This is a genomic window from Mesorhizobium sp. ESP-6-2 (assembly GCF_020164675.1).
In the GTDB taxonomy this organism is placed as follows: domain Bacteria; phylum Pseudomonadota; class Alphaproteobacteria; order Rhizobiales; family Rhizobiaceae; genus Mesorhizobium.
Map to the genome: position 1 here is coordinate 73993 of NZ_JAIUGT010000014.1, position 14963 is coordinate 88955.

16 protein-coding genes and 1 tRNA gene are annotated in these 14963 nt (G+C 63.8%); 8 read left to right on the forward strand and 9 right to left on the reverse strand.

Annotation, left to right across the window (positions count from 1 at the left end; genetic code table 11):
- The first annotated feature begins 36 nt into the window (after positions 1–36).
- Complete coding sequence (locus LB532_RS28545) at positions 37–1332, forward strand: lipopolysaccharide biosynthesis protein (RefSeq protein WP_140643194.1); 1296 nt, start codon at positions 37–39, stop codon at positions 1330–1332.
- Positions 1333–1377: 45 nt separating this feature from the next.
- Here the strand turns inward: LB532_RS28545 and LB532_RS28550 are convergent, their stop codons facing one another.
- Genes LB532_RS28550 through LB532_RS28560 form a run of 3 tightly spaced genes read right to left on the reverse strand, consistent with a single transcriptional unit; the run spans position 1378 to position 4267 of the window.
- Positions 1378–2307 (reverse strand): DUF6492 family protein, encoded by a 930-nt coding sequence (locus LB532_RS28550; RefSeq protein WP_224557526.1) that lies wholly within the window; start codon positions 2305–2307, stop codon positions 1378–1380.
- Complete coding sequence (locus LB532_RS28555; RefSeq protein ID WP_140643198.1) at positions 2304–3098, reverse strand: WecB/TagA/CpsF family glycosyltransferase; 795 nt, start codon at positions 3096–3098, stop codon at positions 2304–2306. Before LB532_RS28555 ends, LB532_RS28550 begins: the two co-directional genes overlap by 4 nt.
- Positions 3095–4267, reverse strand: coding sequence for a glycosyltransferase family 4 protein (locus tag LB532_RS28560; protein WP_140643200.1), 1173 nt, complete (start codon positions 4265–4267; stop codon positions 3095–3097). The genes LB532_RS28555 and LB532_RS28560 overlap by 4 nt, the downstream gene beginning before the upstream one ends.
- Positions 4268–4439: 172 nt before the next feature.
- On the opposite strand from LB532_RS28560, the gene LB532_RS28565 reads away from it, so the two are divergent.
- The 3 genes from LB532_RS28565 to proC are packed head-to-tail and all read left to right on the forward strand — an operon-like array spanning position 4440 to position 7628.
- Positions 4440–5438, forward strand: a complete 999-nt coding sequence (locus tag LB532_RS28565; protein ID WP_140643202.1) for a glycosyltransferase family 2 protein — start codon at positions 4440–4442, stop codon at positions 5436–5438.
- On the forward strand, positions 5407–6753 hold the full coding sequence (locus LB532_RS28570) for an O-antigen ligase family protein (RefSeq protein WP_140643204.1): 1347 nt from the start codon (positions 5407–5409) through the stop codon (positions 6751–6753). Before LB532_RS28565 ends, LB532_RS28570 begins: the two co-directional genes overlap by 32 nt.
- 59 nt (positions 6754–6812) lie before the next feature.
- Positions 6813–7628, forward strand: coding sequence for a pyrroline-5-carboxylate reductase (gene proC, locus LB532_RS28575; protein WP_140643206.1), 816 nt, complete (start codon positions 6813–6815; stop codon positions 7626–7628).
- A 114-nt stretch (positions 7629–7742) separates the two neighbouring features.
- Here proC and LB532_RS28580 read toward each other — a convergent pair whose 3' ends face one another.
- From LB532_RS28580 to LB532_RS28595, 4 genes are all read right to left on the reverse strand, one after another.
- Positions 7743–8135, reverse strand: coding sequence for a type II toxin-antitoxin system VapC family toxin (locus LB532_RS28580; protein WP_140643208.1), 393 nt, complete (start codon positions 8133–8135; stop codon positions 7743–7745).
- Positions 8135–8377 carry a type II toxin-antitoxin system VapB family antitoxin gene (locus LB532_RS28585; RefSeq protein WP_140643210.1) on the reverse strand — a complete coding sequence of 81 codons (243 nt, stop codon included), beginning with the start codon at positions 8375–8377 and terminating at the stop codon, positions 8135–8137. The genes LB532_RS28580 and LB532_RS28585 overlap by 1 nt, the downstream gene beginning before the upstream one ends.
- A gap of 66 nt (positions 8378–8443) precedes the next feature.
- The gene (locus tag LB532_RS28590; RefSeq protein ID WP_140643212.1) at positions 8444–9757 is read right to left on the reverse strand and encodes an NAD(P)H-dependent oxidoreductase; all 1314 of its coding nucleotides are present in this window, start codon (positions 9755–9757) and stop codon (positions 8444–8446) included.
- Between the two features lie 345 nt (positions 9758–10102).
- The gene (locus LB532_RS28595; protein ID WP_140643213.1) at positions 10103–10294 is read right to left on the reverse strand and encodes a hypothetical protein; all 192 of its coding nucleotides are present in this window, start codon (positions 10292–10294) and stop codon (positions 10103–10105) included.
- Positions 10295–10347: 53 nt separating this feature from the next.
- Between LB532_RS28595 and LB532_RS28600 the strand changes: the two genes are divergently transcribed.
- The 3 genes from LB532_RS28600 (at position 10348) to LB532_RS28610 (ending at position 12595) form a co-directional block, all read left to right on the forward strand.
- The gene (locus tag LB532_RS28600; RefSeq protein ID WP_140643215.1) at positions 10348–11754 is read left to right on the forward strand and encodes a PTS galactitol transporter subunit IIC; all 1407 of its coding nucleotides are present in this window, start codon (positions 10348–10350) and stop codon (positions 11752–11754) included.
- Between the two features lie 74 nt (positions 11755–11828).
- A complete protein-coding gene (locus tag LB532_RS28605) occupies positions 11829–12290 on the forward strand; it encodes a PTS sugar transporter subunit IIA (RefSeq protein ID WP_140643217.1) in 462 nt (153 codons plus the stop codon).
- Positions 12291–12307: 17 nt separating this feature from the next.
- On the forward strand, positions 12308–12595 hold the full coding sequence (locus LB532_RS28610) for a PTS sugar transporter subunit IIB (protein ID WP_140513359.1): 288 nt from the start codon (positions 12308–12310) through the stop codon (positions 12593–12595).
- A 40-nt stretch (positions 12596–12635) separates the two neighbouring features.
- Here the strand turns inward: LB532_RS28610 and LB532_RS28615 are convergent, their stop codons facing one another.
- Both LB532_RS28615 and LB532_RS28620 read right to left on the reverse strand, forming a co-directional pair.
- Positions 12636–14024 (reverse strand): multicopper oxidase family protein, encoded by a 1389-nt coding sequence (locus tag LB532_RS28615; protein ID WP_224557527.1) that lies wholly within the window; start codon positions 14022–14024, stop codon positions 12636–12638.
- A gap of 403 nt (positions 14025–14427) precedes the next feature.
- Positions 14428–14502, reverse strand: a tRNA-Thr gene (locus LB532_RS28620).
- 161 nt (positions 14503–14663) lie between these two features.
- Here LB532_RS28620 and LB532_RS28625 point away from each other — a divergent pair.
- A complete protein-coding gene (locus LB532_RS28625) occupies positions 14664–14888 on the forward strand; it encodes a hypothetical protein (RefSeq protein WP_140643219.1) in 225 nt (74 codons plus the stop codon).
- Positions 14889–14963: the final 75 nt, after the last annotated feature.

Here is a 14963-nt window from a genome sequence, read left to right on the forward strand (position 1 = left end):
CGTTAAACTTTGCCGCCTATGCCTTTCCCTTGACCTATGACTGAGGCCAGCGACATACCGCAGAGGCGGCCCCTCGCCCGGATCGGCACCTTCGTGGCCGAAAGACGGGGGCTGGTTCGCGACTATTTTTCGGCGATCAGCGGCGCCGGCGGGCGGCTGGTGTTTTCACTCGCCTACTTCATCGCCTTGGCCAATACGCTTTCCATCGCCGAGTTCGGCATGTTCGCCACCGCCTCGGCCGCCGGAGTGATGCTGTCGCGGCTTCTGGCCTTCGGCTTCATCTCGGCACTTTACCGCACCGCCACCATCCGCCCCAACCTGATCGGCACCTTCACCGCAGGCTTCCTGCTGCTCGGCATCGTCTCGTTGCCGCTGCTCGGCGCGGCCTCCTACATCGTCTACCTGATCTTCTTCGCCAGCACCGTGCCGCTGCCGGTGTTCGCGGCAATCGTCTTTGCCGAGGCGCTTCTGTGGCGGCCGGTGGAGGTGGCGCTGATCGTCAACAACGGGCTCGGCAAATTCGGCCGTGCCGCCGTGCTGGCGATCCTGGCGACGGCTTTGCGGGCGGCCGGCGCGGTGCTGTTCATGTTCTGGGCGCAACACAGCGTCTGGGTGTGGTCCTGGTTCTATATCGGCGCGAACGCGGCCTCGCTGCTGGTCGCGTTCGGCCTCTTCTATCCGCGCCAGCGGCTGCGGCTGCGCGGCGAGCTTTATCTCAGGCGGCTCGCCGATTCGATCTATGTCGCCGGCGCCGAGGTGCTGTTCTACCTGCAGATGGAATTCGACAAGCTTCTGGTGCTGGCGATCGGCGGGCCGCATCTGGCCGGCATCTATGCCATCATCATGCGGCTGGTCGACCTGACGGCGATCCCGATCCGCACCTTCTCCATGATGCTGGTGCAGCGCATGATGCGTGCCCCGGAGCTCTTGTCACGGCTGGCGGTCAAGAGCGGGATCGAAGGCGGCGTGTTCGCGGTCTCGACGCTGGCGCTGCTGGCGCTTGCCGTGGTGCTGCATTTCTTCCCCGGGGCGCTCGGCAAGAACGTCTCGGAGGCCGCTCCCCTGGTGGCGCTGGCGATCGGCGTTCCGGGACTGCGCAATCTGGTCGAATACCAGGCGGAACTTCTGTTCGCGCGCGGCCAGACGCTGGTGCGGGCGCTCAATCTCGGCCTGCTCGCGGCTCTCAAGGCGCTGCTGCTGACCTATGTGCTGACAACCATTGCCGACACATCGAAGCTGGTGCTGTCGCTCAACGTCGTCTTCCTGCTGCTCTATCTCGCGTCGATGCTGCTGACCTATTCGGCGCTGCGCAAGCCGGCGAAGGCGATCTGATCCTTCATCCGGGCAGTCTTTCCAAGAACCGACCGCTTTTCAGGATCAGGACCGGTCGAGCCCGATCAGCCGGCGGATGCGGCCGGTATCGGTGCCGATGAAGGACTGCATGCCGATCGCCACCTGTTCGGGCGCCATGGCGGCAACGAAGCGGCGGAATTCATCGTCCGACAGCGCCTCGCCGGTCCAGTGGACGCGGCAGAATTCTTCCGAGCCATGGAAGTGGCCCGCGCCGTCCAGCAGATCGTCGACATAGCGGCCATAGATCATGCATTCGGAGAATTTGCGCGCCGAGCCGACGACCTCTACCCAGTTTCGGCCATGCACCTCCTCGATCCGGCTGCACATGGCCAGCACGGCATCGCGGCGCCAGGCGATCAACGTCGAGATATAATCGTGGATCGAATTCCTCGACGGATCGATGCCGAGCGCGGAACCGGCATTGCGCGACCATATGCGATGCTCGTCATGACCGCCCTGCGCAAGCACGCCGTCGCGGCGGAACAGCCGCGCCTTGCCGTCACGCCAGAACGCGCCGCAATCGAAAGGCTTCAGGAAGGCTACGTCGGAATCGCAAAAGACCAGGACGTCCTGGCATGCATGCGCCGCTATGGCGATGCGGCGCAGTTGCTGCACGTGCCAGCCGCGCAGCGGCTGTGTCTTCAGGCTGAGCCAGACGCGCCGCCGGAACAGGCTGAGCGGATCGTCGAAGACATGCAGCCAGCGCGGCAGCAGCTCACGTTCGTCGATGATGGATCGGTTGGCGCTCTCCAACCGGCGAAACAATTTGACGTCGCGGCCTTCGACCAGAATGTAGTGATGGGCGACGCCCGTGACGTGCCGGTCGAGGGTTTCGCAGAGCAAGCGGCAACGCTCGAAATCCGGCGCATAGCTTGCCGTCACCATGGCTGCCGTCGCCGTTGCCCGAAGCAGTCCGGGTTCGGCGATCGCGCCTGGAACGAACCTCTCGTTCAACGGACGTCTCCGGCGGCTTGGGGCCGGTTCAATACTTTCTGTTTGAGGACCCGCCACAGGAACAAAGGGTTGCCGACCACATAGCGGCGCCAGAGCCGTCCCGGCTCGACCGCCAGCCGAAACAGCCACTCCAGCCTGAGGCGCCGTATCCACAAGGGCGCGCGCGGCACGGCGCCGCTGAGAAAATCCAGCAGCGCGCCGACCGCGACCGGCAGCGTGCAGTGGCGCTCGTCGATGTGCCGTTCGATCCACAATTCCTGGCGCGGCACGCCCATGGCGACCAGCAGCATATCAGGCCGCAGCGCCGCGATGCGTTCGATGATTTCCGGCTCCTGCGCAGCGGAGAAGTAGCCGTCATGGATGACCACGAATCTGTGCTGGACGGCGATCGCCGCGAGCTTCTTCGACGCGGCCTCGGCATTGACTTGCGTCGCGCCGAGCAGCCCCACGGTCAGCGGCCGGGTCACCGACCGCAGAAAGGCCGGTACGAAGTCGGTGCCGTTGAGATTGTCCGGGAACGGCGCGCCATAGAGAAGCTGCGCTGCGAGATCGACGCCGATGCCGTCCGGCAGGATGAGAAAATCGTCGAGCGCCTGGGCGAACACCGGATCGGTGTAGGCGAGATTGGCGTTATGGGCGTTGAGGAAGCTGACCTTGGTGAAGCGTCGTTCCGCGATCAGCCGCGTCAGCAGGGCGATCGCGTCGTCCCAGCGAATGGCGAGCACGGAGATGCCGAAGATCGTCTTCAATGTGTCGGGCCCGAACGAGGCGCGGGCGGCGTGCATGTTCATGCAAACGCCTCCTGCATGACCGGACCGAGCTTCTCCAGGCCAAACCGGATGGCGGCGTCGAGCGCCTTGAGCTGCCGGCGGTGGAACGCGCTGCCGTCGACGTCCGTAATATCGGCCGCCGCGGCCTCCAGCGCCTTGGCAAAGGCAACCGGATCGTCGGTGACGGCGCAATTGACCGGGCGATGGTCGATGCCGCGCAGCGCGTGGCTGGTGGCGACGGCGGGCAGGCCGAGCTCGAACGTTTCGATCGTCTTCAGCTGCACGCCGCTGCCGGCGGTGCTGATGAGCGGGATGACGGCGCCGCCGCGTATGAAAGCCTGGGCGTCCGGCACGCGTCCGACGAAAGCGACGCCGGGATGCGTCGAGGCGATGTCAGACGGCATGCTGCCGGCGATCCTGATGCGGAAGTCCGGGCGCAGATGCGGCACCACCTTGTCCAGGAACCAGCTCAGCCCGATGCGGTTCGGCTGCCAGGTCCAGGTGCCGATCAGCGCGGCGTCGCACTCGATCTTGCGCGGGCCGTTACGCGCCGGTGGCCTGGCGCCCGTCACCAGCGGCAGCACCGCCGAGCGGTCGTCGGAGGCCACGCCAAGTGCCGAACGGTCTTCCTCGGCCAGCGTGAAGACGAAACGCGCGCGGCGGCACAGACGCTCTTCCACGCTCTCGAGCAGCCTTGCCTCACGGCGAAACAACAGGCGCTGGAAGATGCCCGGGGCCGCAGCGGCATTTTCCCGCGCCGAAAGATGCTCGACATTGTGGGCGACGAAGATCGAAGGCCGCTCGTCGAAGAGCTTTTCGAAGGCGCCGGCGAACTGCACGGAATTAAGCACATAGCCGTCGAAGGGGCCGGCGCGCTCGATGGCGGCGAGGACTTCGGCATCGGAGACCGCACGCACCTTGGCCGACGCGAAGGTGAGGCCCGAAAGCATCGCCTTGCCCACCCAGGCAAGCTTTTGTAGCGCTGAAGCATTTTCGGTGCGCACCTCCAGGGCACCCAGCACGATGGTGTTTTCAGGATCGGCCGCGGCTTTCCCCGGCCAGATGAAACCGATGACGGTGACGCGCGCGCCGGCGCGCCGCAAGGCAGCGATGATTGCAGCATTGGCGATCTCGTAGCCCGATGCGAGAGCGCCATCGGGCACGATCGATGTGGCGAACAGCAGATGCATCTCACCTATCCTGTGGTGCAGCCGGTAGCAAAGCGCGGTGAACCCTTGATTAAACGCGCGCGCATCGACGGCCCAAAACCCCGGCTTGAAGGGCCACTCCGTGAAAGGTGATTAACGAAACGTTATCGTCGTGGTGCTAACAGAACCTCGACCCACCATGCGGCTGACACGGATGATCCCTTTGCCATCGAACGGTTCGGTATCGATCGCGGGACGATCCCCCCGGCTTGACACGGATGCCGTCGAAGCCGTCGTCACCTTGCCGACCTTCAAGCGGCCGGACCAGGTCCTGCAAACGCTGGCGTCGCTGCGTGCGCAGCAGACCGGCAGGCGCTTTGCCGTCATCGTCATCGAGAACGAGACCGAGGCGCGTGCCGGCGCCCAGGCGTCGCTGCCGCTGTTCGAGCGCGGCAACATACCGGGCATGGTGATCATCGCGCATCAGCGCGGCAATTGCAGCGCCTACAATGCCGGCTGGCAGGCGGCGATCCTGCACTTTCCGAATTTCAGGCACCTGCTGGTCATCGACGACGACGAGATAGCCGATCCGCACTGGCTGGAACGGATGTGCGGGGCGGCCGAGAGCCTTGGCGCCGATATTGTCGGCGGCCCGCAAGTGCCCGACTTTGCCGATCCCGCCCATGCGCGCTGGGCCGAGCATCCGGTCTTCGCGCCGCCCTACCGCAAGACCGGCCTCGTGCCGGCGCTCTATTCGTCCGGCAATCTCCTGATGGGGCGCAACGTGCTTACCGCGATGGGGCCGCCGTTCCTCGACCTAAAATTTAATTTCATGGGCGGCGGCGATTCCGACTTCCTGAGCCGGGCGGCGCAGCGCGGCTTCGCGCTTGGCTGGTGCGCCGAGGCCAGCGTGACCGAGACCGTCCCGGCCCGGCGGGTCGAGGCCGACTGGATCCGCGCCCGCAGCCTGCGCAACGGCGTGATATCGACGCTCGTCGAAAAGAAGAAACGCGCCGGCACCCCGCTGGCCGGCGTCAAGGTATTGCTGAAGAGCCTGGCCCTGCTTGCCGCCTCGCCATTTCGCGGCGCCGCCAGGCTGGCACGTACAGGATCGCCCGCGGCCGCCATCTACCCTGTCCATGTGGCGCTGGGCCGCGTGCTGGCCGAATTCGGATATGCCAATGAGCAATACCGCCAGCCTGAAAAGAACTGAGCGCGCGCCGCTCAGCGCAGCGTTCACGCGCGACGGCGTGGCAACCGCGATCGCGGCGCTGCTGTTCACCGTCATCATGGTGTCCTTCCGCCCGTTCCAGCCCGCGGGCGCGGAACTCACCGGCGAAGGCGGCGACATCGTCAACCAACTCGGCTTCGGCTCGCTCGGCGCCGTTTCCATCTTCTCGCTGATGGCTTTCGCCGATCCGCGCATCGTGCGCTCGCTGCTCAGCCCGTCCTGGATGCTGATGCTGGGCTTCTTCTTCCTGTCGGTGGTGTTGGCGACAGACCCGCCCTCGGCGATGCGCGCCGCCTCCTTCACCATGATCGGCATCCTGACCATGGCGACCATCCTCGTGCTGCCGCGCGACGCGGACGCCTTCTCGAAGGTCATCATCTTCACCGCCGTGGTGGTCATGGGCCTTTCCTATCTCGGCCTCATCGTCTTTCCGCACGAGGCAATGCACACGGCCGATTCGCAGGAACCCGAACATGCCGGCCTGTGGCGCGGCGTCTTCACCCACAAGAACATCGCCGGTCCGGTCATGGCCTGCTTCAGTTTCGCCGGCCTCTATCTCTTCCGGCGCGGGCAGCGGTTCTGGGGCGCCGGAATTTTCTTCGCGGCGATGGTGTTCATGCTGCACACCGGATCCAAGACCACGGCCGGCCTGGTGCCGTTCTCGATCCTGATCGTCATGTTTCCAAGCATCGTCGGCATGCGGCTCGGCACGCCGATCCTGTTCGCGCTGGCGATTGTCGCTACCGCGGTCGGCACGCTGGGCATCGTTTTCCTGCCGCCGGTGAAACAGCTGGCGGCGATCTATTTCCCCGGCCTGACCTATACCGGGCGCACCACGCTCTGGGAGTTCGCCGGCGAGATGCTGGCGAAGAAACCGTGGACCGGCTACGGCTATGAGAGTTTCTGGGGAACGCCGCTGCTGCTCAACCAGGACCAGCCTTTCGACCGGCCGTGGGATATCAGGACCATCGTGCACGGCCATGACGGTTATCTCGACATCGCCGTGCTGATGGGCATTCCGGCCCTTTGCGTGGCGGTCTACACTTTCCTGATCGCCCCTTTGCGCGACTACATGCGCATTCCCTTGCGCAAGGAAAACATCTATCTCGGCGACTTCTTCATGATGGTGGTGCTGTTCGCCGCGCTCAACGCCTTCCTCGAAAGCTTCTTCTTCCATCGCGGCGATCCGGTGTGGCTGTTCTTCGTGCTCGGCGTGCTCGGGCTCAGACAAGTTTCGCTGCGTCCGATCGCGGTGCGCAACGCCGGTCGTGGCGCGCGATTGGGCCACTCCAACTGACAGGGCTTCCCCGTTGATCCGGGAGCGTTTATGTGAAGCCTTTCCTCGGAGGGCTTTCGATGACGATCAGGCTTGTTCTCGCCGGCTGCGGCAATATGGGTTACGCCATGCTCTCGGGCTGGCTGAAATCCGGCAAGCTTGCACCGTCGGCCGTTTTCGTGGTCGAGCCCAATGCCGACCTGCGCCAGCGCGCGGCCGCACTCGGGTGCGGCACGGCTGCCGACGCCGCCAATATTCCGGCCAATGCCGTGCCTGATCTCATCGTCATCGCCGTAAAGCCCCAGGTGATCCGCGACGTGACGGCCGCCTACAAACGTTTCGGCGAGGGGCGCACCACTTTCGTCAGCATCGCCGCGGGCACGCCGGTCGCCACCTTCGAGGAAATCCTGGGCGACCGCGCGCCTGTCGTGCGCTGCATGCCCAACACGCCTGCTTCCATCGGCAAGGGCATGATGGTGGTGTTTTCCAATCCGCTGGTTTCCGACGACACCAAGCGCTTCGTCGCCGACCTCTTGTCGGCCAGCGGCGAAGTGGCCACCATCGACGACGAGGGACTGATGGATGCGGTGACCGCCGTGTCGGGATCGGGCCCGGCCTATATCTTCCATTTCATCGAAGCGCTGACCGTGGCCGCCGAGAAGGCGGGCCTGCCGGCGGCTACCGCCAGGCTGCTCGCCATGCAGACCGTCTATGGTGCCGCCTCGCTCGCCGCCGAAAGCGGCGAGGAGCCGGGCCTGCTGCGCCAGCAGGTGACCAGCCCGAACGGCACGACGGCGGCCGCGCTGGCAGTGCTGATGGGCGATGACCGGCTGACCAATCTTCTCACGCAAGCGGTGGAAGCGGCGCGGCTGCGGTCAATCGAACTGGGGAAATAGAGCGGATGTCCGGTTAGATCGTTTCACCGTTTCATGGAAACGGTGAAACGATCTAACTCCGTGTTTTGACGCAATTCTGGACGAAAAACCGCTCACACTTTTCCTAGAATTGCTCTAAGCGAGATCCGTGTGTGAGAAGTCGTTGCCTTTGTAGAGCAAAGCCGAACCGTGGCCCTTCGCGCAAGCATAGGACAAGCAATCGGCAAGGTTGATCTGCGCGGGGTGCCCACGTCCCTTTCCGTAGTCTGAAAACGCATGGATGGCGAGTTTGGCATCGTCGGCGCCGATCGGCACAATTTCGATTTCGGCTTCGCGCAGAAATGCTTCTATCGCCGTTTCCGCAACCAGCGGCTCGACAGCAAGCATGGTGGAAAGCCGCATCGCTGCCTCAAGCACCACCAGCGCGGAAGTAATCTTGCGTGGTGCTGCCGCGATCCTGTTACTCCAGTCGCCGGCATCCCCTTCTGCCGAAAGAATTGCGACGACCACGGAGGTGTCGACGAACATCAGGGATGTCCCCACATGTCGTCGATCTCATCCTTGTTCACAGGCCGGCCGCCCTGGCCGGCTTTGGTCTTAAGGTCAACGGCGATCGCCGACAGCCGCTTTGCCAGGGGAATGCGTCCGCTTTCCCGTTTCAATTCCGACTCAAGCGCTTCGATAACCGCTTCGGTCATTGAAATCTTGCGTTTGGCGGCGAGCCGCTGTGCCAATTCACGTGCCCGCGGGTCTCTGATCTGGAGGTTCATTAATCGATCCTCAGCGACAGTTGCCACTACAATATAGTGCACTTGTCATGACAGCGCCACAGCGGCCTATTTTCCGTACAGCATCTCGTCCTGCAACTTGCGCAAGGCGAAAAGTCTCGTCGTCTGGTCGGGCGCGGCGTTGTCGGCCGTCAGCAGCTCGCCTTTCCTGACCGGTTTCAGCACCTTGCCGCCTTCGAGCAGGCCGACCGGCACGCCGCGCCGAGCGCCAGCGTCTTCGACGGTCATTGTCCAGGAGCGATAGCAGGTTTCGCCAATCGCATCGAAGGTTTCGCCGGCTATGAGGTCGCGCTTGGCGACGGCGCATACCTCGGCGACCGGCCTTGGCAGCGGCACCATGTCGGGCTTGCCGAAGAGCACGATGCGGGCTGCCGTCAGCGGGACTTCCAGCGAGGTGAGATGGTAGGGCCGGAACAGGCTGTAATAGGGACCGTGGCCGATATGCAGGTCGTCCATGCGCTCGACGATGCGCGGATGGGTCGCCTCGACGATGACGAAGACACCGGGTGCCACACCCTTGCCGACGGTGTAGTCGACGACGCCCCTTTTCATGAGCAGCCCACCATGCTCGCGCGGGATCAGCACCTTGACGAGGTCGTCGCGGTCGGCCTTCGGGCCGTGCATGCCGGGCACGTCGGGCACCAGCCCGGTGGCGTTGGCGATGGCGCACATCTCGACCATGGTTTTCGAACCATCGACGAACTCGACCAGCATGCGCGGGTTCATGTTGCGGCGGATGGCTTCCGCGCGATAATCGTCGGGCATGGCATCGTGGTTGAGCGGGTTGTTCTTGCCCTTGCCGGCGGAGACGATGGTCAGGCCCAGCGTGGACGCGAACTCGATCAGCTCCATGCAGCTCGAGGGCTCGTCTCCGGCGCCGACCGAATAGACGACGCCAAGCCGGTCGGCCTGTTGCTTGAGATAGCAGCCGATGGTGACGTCGGCCTCGACATTCATCATCACCAGATGCTTGCCATGCTCCATCGCCATCAGGTCGAAGTCGGCGGCGACTCCGGGCTTCCCGGTGGCGTCGATGACGACGTCGATCAGCGGATTGGTGACCAGCATCTCGTTGGAGGTGACGGCGATCTTTCCCGACTCGATCGCCGCGGTGACTTTCGACGCAGTGCCGGCTTCGACGGCCTTCGCTTCGTCACCATAGGCAATGCGGACCGCTTCGCGCGCCGTATGCGGACGTCTTGTCGAGACCGCGCAGACCGAAATGCCGGGCATCAGCATGCCTTGCGTAACCAGGTCGGTGCCCATTTCGCCCGAACCGATGACGCCGATGCGCACCGGGCGGCCCTCGGCGGCACGGCTGGCGAGATCTCGGGCAAGCCCGGTCAAGGCGACATTGGTCATGCGGGGATGTCCACAGCTTCATGGTTCGCCTTGGATTAGCAGGGAATAGCTCCCCCTTGCCAACGAAACTGGCGTCGGCCCGTCAATTTCCTTTGAAATCGCGCGGTACCGACGCGCCCGCCACGGTCCGACTGGCCCAAAGCGGGCCCCGAACCCGGGCAACAAAGACCTGACGAGGGCCAGTCCGCCGTGCCGGCAGTTTCTCATGATAGGAATTTTTTCTTGACTGGGTGAGGGCAACTATGCTACATATTTGCCCATGGTGCTGAGTTGCGCCAAGGACCCGCCGCACAGGCGGGTTTTTCCCTTCAATGGTCCGTCAAGAGCGCACAGGCGAAGGCTCCGTCAGCCCGGATTCGTTGCCTTGGGTTCAAAGACTTGCCAATTGACATTGCCTTGAACTGCCTCAATAAAACATTCGTTCGCCAGCGAAGGCAAAAGTTCATCCCGCATCACCGAGCGGGACGCATTCCGGCTCGCGGGCAGAACGGGGAGTGCCTTTGCGCCGAGGTGGGCGGCAAAGGCGTTGGAGGTCAACGGAGCATCATTTCGAACCCGGGGGTCGGGCTCGGTGCTCCAGGGGAGGACAAATGGATACTATTCTTGCAGGCCTCAAAGGGGCCATCGACACGCTCGGCGCAACGGTGCTGCTGCCGATCGTCATTTTCATCATAGCCGTCGTTCTGGGCGCAAAGGTCAGCAAGGCCTTTCGCGCCGCGGTCACCATCGGCGTCGCCTTCATCGGCATCAACCTCGTGCTTGGCCTGATGTTCACGTCGATCGGCGACGTCGCCAAGGCCATCGTCACCAATACCGGCATTCATCGCGACATCATCGATGTCGGCTGGCCGTCCGCAGCCGCCATCGCCTTCGGCTCGTCGGTCGGCCTCTGGGTCATCCCCGTCGGCATCCTGGTCAACATCGTGCTGTTGCTGACGCGCATGACGCGCACGCTCAATGTCGACGTCTGGAACTTCTGGCACTTCGCCTTTGTCGGCTCGCTGGTCGTGGCGGCGACCGACAATCTGGCCTATGGCATCGCCATCGCGGCATTGGTCGCCGCGTTGTCGCTGTTGTTCGCCGACTGGTCGGCGCGCGCGGTTCAGCAGTTCTACGGCGTGCCCGGCATTTCGGTGCCGCACCTGGCCTCGGCGCAGATCCTGCCGATCGCCATCATCCTGAACTGGATCATGGACCGCATTCCCGGCATCAACCGCATCAACATCAACACCGAGACCATCGAGCGCCGGTTCGGCGTGTTCGGCGAACCTGTCGTGCTCGGCTTGATCATCGGCCTCGTGCTCGGCGCCATCGCCTTCTACAATGCGGGCGATCTCGGCACGGTGCTGGCCAAGGTGCTGGGCACCGGCATGACCCTGGCGGCCGTGATGCTGCTTTTGCCGCGCATGGTGAAGATCCTGATGGAAGGGCTGATCCCGGTTTCCGACGCGGCGCAGGAATTCGTGCGCAAGCGTACCGGCGACCGCGAGCTTCTGGTGGGCCTCGATTCGGCGATCCTGATCGGTCATCCCGCCGCGATCTCGTCGTCGCTGATCCTGGTGCCGATCGCGATCATCCTGTCGGTGATCCTGCCGGGCAACCGCGTCATCCTGTTCGCCGACCTGGCGGTCATTCCCTTTATCGTCGCCATGACCGCGCCATTGGTCAAAGGCAATGTGTTCCGCATGGTGGTGATCGGCACGGTGACGCTGGCGATCGGCTTCTACGTCGCCAACGCGCTGGCGCCTCTGTTCACGAGTGCGGCCGTCGCGTCGGGCTTCAAGCTGCCGGCGGACGCGCTGCAGATCACCTCGGTCGTCGACGGCTTCCTGTGGGTGCCCTATGTGATCATCGAGGCGATCCAGGGACTTGGCCTTGCCGGCATCGTCGTGATCGCCGTGGTCATCGCGGTATTGTTCGTCCTCTATCGCCGCAACACGCTCGGCTGGGAACGGGCAGCGGGCGCCGAGGACGAGCCGGCCGAAGGCACGGCCTGAGCCTCATCACGCCTGACGTTTGAAATGATCGTGCGCCCTTCCCGGGCGCACGATTTTATCGACGGAGCAAAAACATGTCTGACGGACTCATGCAGCTTCTGGATCCCGAAGCGATCGTGCTCGGATCCGATGCCTCGACCAATGAGCAGATCATCCGCATCCTGGCCGGCCGGCTCGAGACCCTCGGCTATGTCAAAAGTTCCTACGCCGATGCGGTCGTGCGCCGCGAGTTGACCATCCCGACAGGACTGCCGCTGGAGCGCGCCGACAATGTCGCGGTGCCGCACACCGATCCGGAACATGTGCTGAAGCCCGGGATCGCCCTGGGCACATTGAAGCACCCCGTCGTCTTCGCCAACATGGAAGACCCCGACGAGAAGCTGCCGGTCGGCTTCGTCTTCCTGCTTGCCATCAATGACAAGGACAAGCAGATTGAAGCGCTACAGGCCGTCATGGCCACCATCCAGAACCAGCAAACCTTGGACGGCCTGAGGGCGGCCAGGACGCTAGACGACGTTCGGGCCGTGCTCGGCTGAACAAGGAGAAGCAAGAAATGTCCAGACAGAAAACAATTCTTTTTGCCTGCGGCACGGGCATAGCCACCTCGACCGCAGTCAACGTCGCCGTCACCGAGGCGATGAAACAGCGCGGCCTGACCTTCAACGCCCAGCAGGCCAAGGCAACCGAAGTACCGGGGCTGGCCGACAGCGTCGATTTCATCGTTGCCACGACGCCGATCTCGGCTTCGGTGACCAAGCCGGTCATCAAGGGCCTCGCCTTCCTCACCGGCATAGGCAAGGACAAGGTGCTCGACGAGATCGAGGCGCAACTGCGCAAATAGGCGCCGCGGACAGCGCGGCTCCTGCCGCGATGGGGCGGCTTCAGGTCACCCTGATGTAGCTCGTCATGCCCGATTTCTGGTGCTCGATGATGTGGCAGTGCAGCAGCCAATCGCCGGGGTTGTCGGCGACGAAGCCGAGGCTCACCTTCTCGTTGGGCTGGATGAGATAGGTGTCGGAAATCAGCGGCTCAACCTGCCGCGTCGAGGATGACAGCACCTTGAAGCTCATGCCGTGCAAATGCATCGGATGCGATTGCGGCGTCAGGTTCTCCATGTCGATGACATAGCTCCTGCCAAGCTTCAATTCGGCCAGCGGCGCGGTCGGGTCCGGCGTATCGCCCGGCCACGGCACCTTGTTGATGGCCCAGAAACTGTAACCGAGCGAACCGCATATGCCGTCGCCCGGAACGTTCTCGGCCGTAGCGCTGAGCGCCAGAGAAATATGCCGGGCCGCGCCGAGATCGACCTCCGCCACCGGATTGGCCTCCAGCGGCGCGATATCGCGAATGTCGCGCTTCAGCGACTGGCCGGCCGCGCGCAAGGTCGTCAGCACCTTGGGTTTGGTGCCCCTGACGTCCCGCAGGCTCACGGTCGCGCCCTCCTCGTCGGGCATGCGGATGGCGAGTTCCATGCGCTGTCCCGGGCCAAGCAGCAAGGCGTCGGGCGAAAAACGCCGCGGCACCGGATTGCCATCCAGTGCGATCACCGTCGCCTCCGCGCCCTCGACGCGAAAGGCATAGATGCGCGTCACGTCGGTGATGGCGACGCGCAGCCGCACCAGCCCGCCGGCCGGCGCGTCATAGCGCGGCTGGTCGAGCCAGTTGGCCGTGCGCACCGTGCCATAGGTGCCGGTTCTCGCGGCATCGCGCGGCCGGAACTGGTCGATGAACTGGCCGTCGTCGCCGAGACGCCAGTCGCGCAGATTGAGGACGATTTCGGCATCGAATTTCGGATCACCGGGGTTCTCGACGACGATGACGCCGGTCAGGCCGTGACCCATCTGCTCCAGCGTGTTGCAATGCGGGTGATACCAGAAAGTGCCGGCGTCCGGCGGGGTGAAGGCGTAGTCGAAATGATCGCCGGTATAGACATAGGGCTGGACCAGGAACGGCACGCCGTCCATCCTGTTTGGAACGCGAATGCCGTGCCAGTGGATGGTCGTCGGGTCATCGATCGCGTTGACGAGCCGGGCGGCGAAGGGCTCGCCTTTTTTCATTCTGAGCACCGGCGGCATACCGGCATTGCCATAGGTCAGCACGTCCCTGGTCTGGCCGACCTCCATCAGTTTCGCCTGGATTTTGGCCGTCTTGAGCACCACCGGCTCGGGGCTGGCGGCGGCCCAGCCGCCAAGCCTCCCCATCGCGGCGAGCCCGCCCGCACCGGCAACCGCGGCCGATTTCAGAAGTCGACGGCGTGTGATCAAGGTCATGCTGCGCTCCAGCGGGAAAACCCTCGGAATCGCCGACTTGAATCACGATCGGGCGGCCGGCGCAAATGCCGATATCGGCATTTGCGTCTCGATGAAGCCGCAGCCAGCGCCATCTGCGCGGACGGCACTTCGCCCTGCCGTTTCGGCGGGGACGTGTATGCCGAATTTTCTCATCTTCAATGAGAGGAACGGACGGGCAAGCCGACCCGGGACCGGATTGTGCGATTGCGCGATCCGGTGCCAGACCATGTCGTTGAAGCCCATTCGTAAGATATTGCCGGCAAACGGGAACCAACCTTGCGCGAAATCCTCGGATTCAGGTGCCGGGATGCGCCTTGTTTTGCCCATTGGTGCCGCAAAGACACAAGAACGGGGCGAATGGCGCTGAAAATGTCGAATAGACTGGTGCTGCGAGAGAGGATTGAACTCTCGACCTCTCCCTTACCAAGGGAGTGCTCTACCACTGAGCTACCGCAGCCGCCGATGGCGGGGCTTCTGCCATATCGAACCGGCAAGCGCAAGGCCAAGTGCAAAGCATCTGTGAAAGCCTTTGCCGGATACGTTTTGATGACATGGCCGCGCCACAATGTTGGTTATGCCTGAATGGCGGGCTGGCCGGTCGCCGGCTAGGACGGGACGATGAACGACAAGACAATTCCACCGAAAAAGGGCGGCACCGGCCGCAAGGACCGGCTGGCCGAGCAGCTGCGCGCGAATCTGCTTAAACGCAAGGCGCAGTCGCGCTCGCGGCGCGCCGGGGACGCTGACAAACAGCGCACCGGCGACGTTGACAACCAGCGCGCCGGGGATGCCGACAAGCGGCCGGACGGGCTCGGCGCGGTGAAGGAAATACAAAAAGATTAACTCAAATCAGCCACTCTTGGGTCGGGTGCCAGGGAATCCTATTTCTTGAACCAGCTTGGCCGATGGTCTAGACGG

Coding starts and splice junctions, on each gene's coding strand:
- LB532_RS28545 (WP_140643194.1), top strand. CDS start 37: ATGACTGAGGCCAGCGACATACCGCAGAGGCGGCCCCTCGCCCGGATC.
- LB532_RS28555 (WP_140643198.1), bottom strand. CDS start 3,098: ATGAACATGCACGCCGCCCGCGCCTCGTTCGGGCCCGACACATTGAAG.
- LB532_RS28560 (WP_140643200.1), bottom strand. CDS start 4,267: ATGCATCTGCTGTTCGCCACATCGATCGTGCCCGATGGCGCTCTCGCA.
- LB532_RS28565 (WP_140643202.1), top strand. CDS start 4,440: ATGATCCCTTTGCCATCGAACGGTTCGGTATCGATCGCGGGACGATCC.
- LB532_RS28570 (WP_140643204.1), top strand. CDS start 5,407: ATGAGCAATACCGCCAGCCTGAAAAGAACTGAGCGCGCGCCGCTCAGC.
- proC (WP_140643206.1), top strand. CDS start 6,813: ATGACGATCAGGCTTGTTCTCGCCGGCTGCGGCAATATGGGTTACGCC.
- LB532_RS28580 (WP_140643208.1), bottom strand. CDS start 8,135: ATGTTCGTCGACACCTCCGTGGTCGTCGCAATTCTTTCGGCAGAAGGG.
- LB532_RS28585 (WP_140643210.1), bottom strand. CDS start 8,377: ATGAACCTCCAGATCAGAGACCCGCGGGCACGTGAATTGGCACAGCGG.
- LB532_RS28590 (WP_140643212.1), bottom strand. CDS start 9,757: ATGACCAATGTCGCCTTGACCGGGCTTGCCCGAGATCTCGCCAGCCGT.
- LB532_RS28600 (WP_140643215.1), top strand. CDS start 10,348: ATGGATACTATTCTTGCAGGCCTCAAAGGGGCCATCGACACGCTCGGC.
- LB532_RS28605 (WP_140643217.1), top strand. CDS start 11,829: ATGTCTGACGGACTCATGCAGCTTCTGGATCCCGAAGCGATCGTGCTC.
- LB532_RS28610 (WP_140513359.1), top strand. CDS start 12,308: ATGTCCAGACAGAAAACAATTCTTTTTGCCTGCGGCACGGGCATAGCC.
- LB532_RS28615 (WP_224557527.1), bottom strand. CDS start 14,024: ATGACCTTGATCACACGCCGTCGACTTCTGAAATCGGCCGCGGTTGCC.
- LB532_RS28625 (WP_140643219.1), top strand. CDS start 14,664: ATGAACGACAAGACAATTCCACCGAAAAAGGGCGGCACCGGCCGCAAG.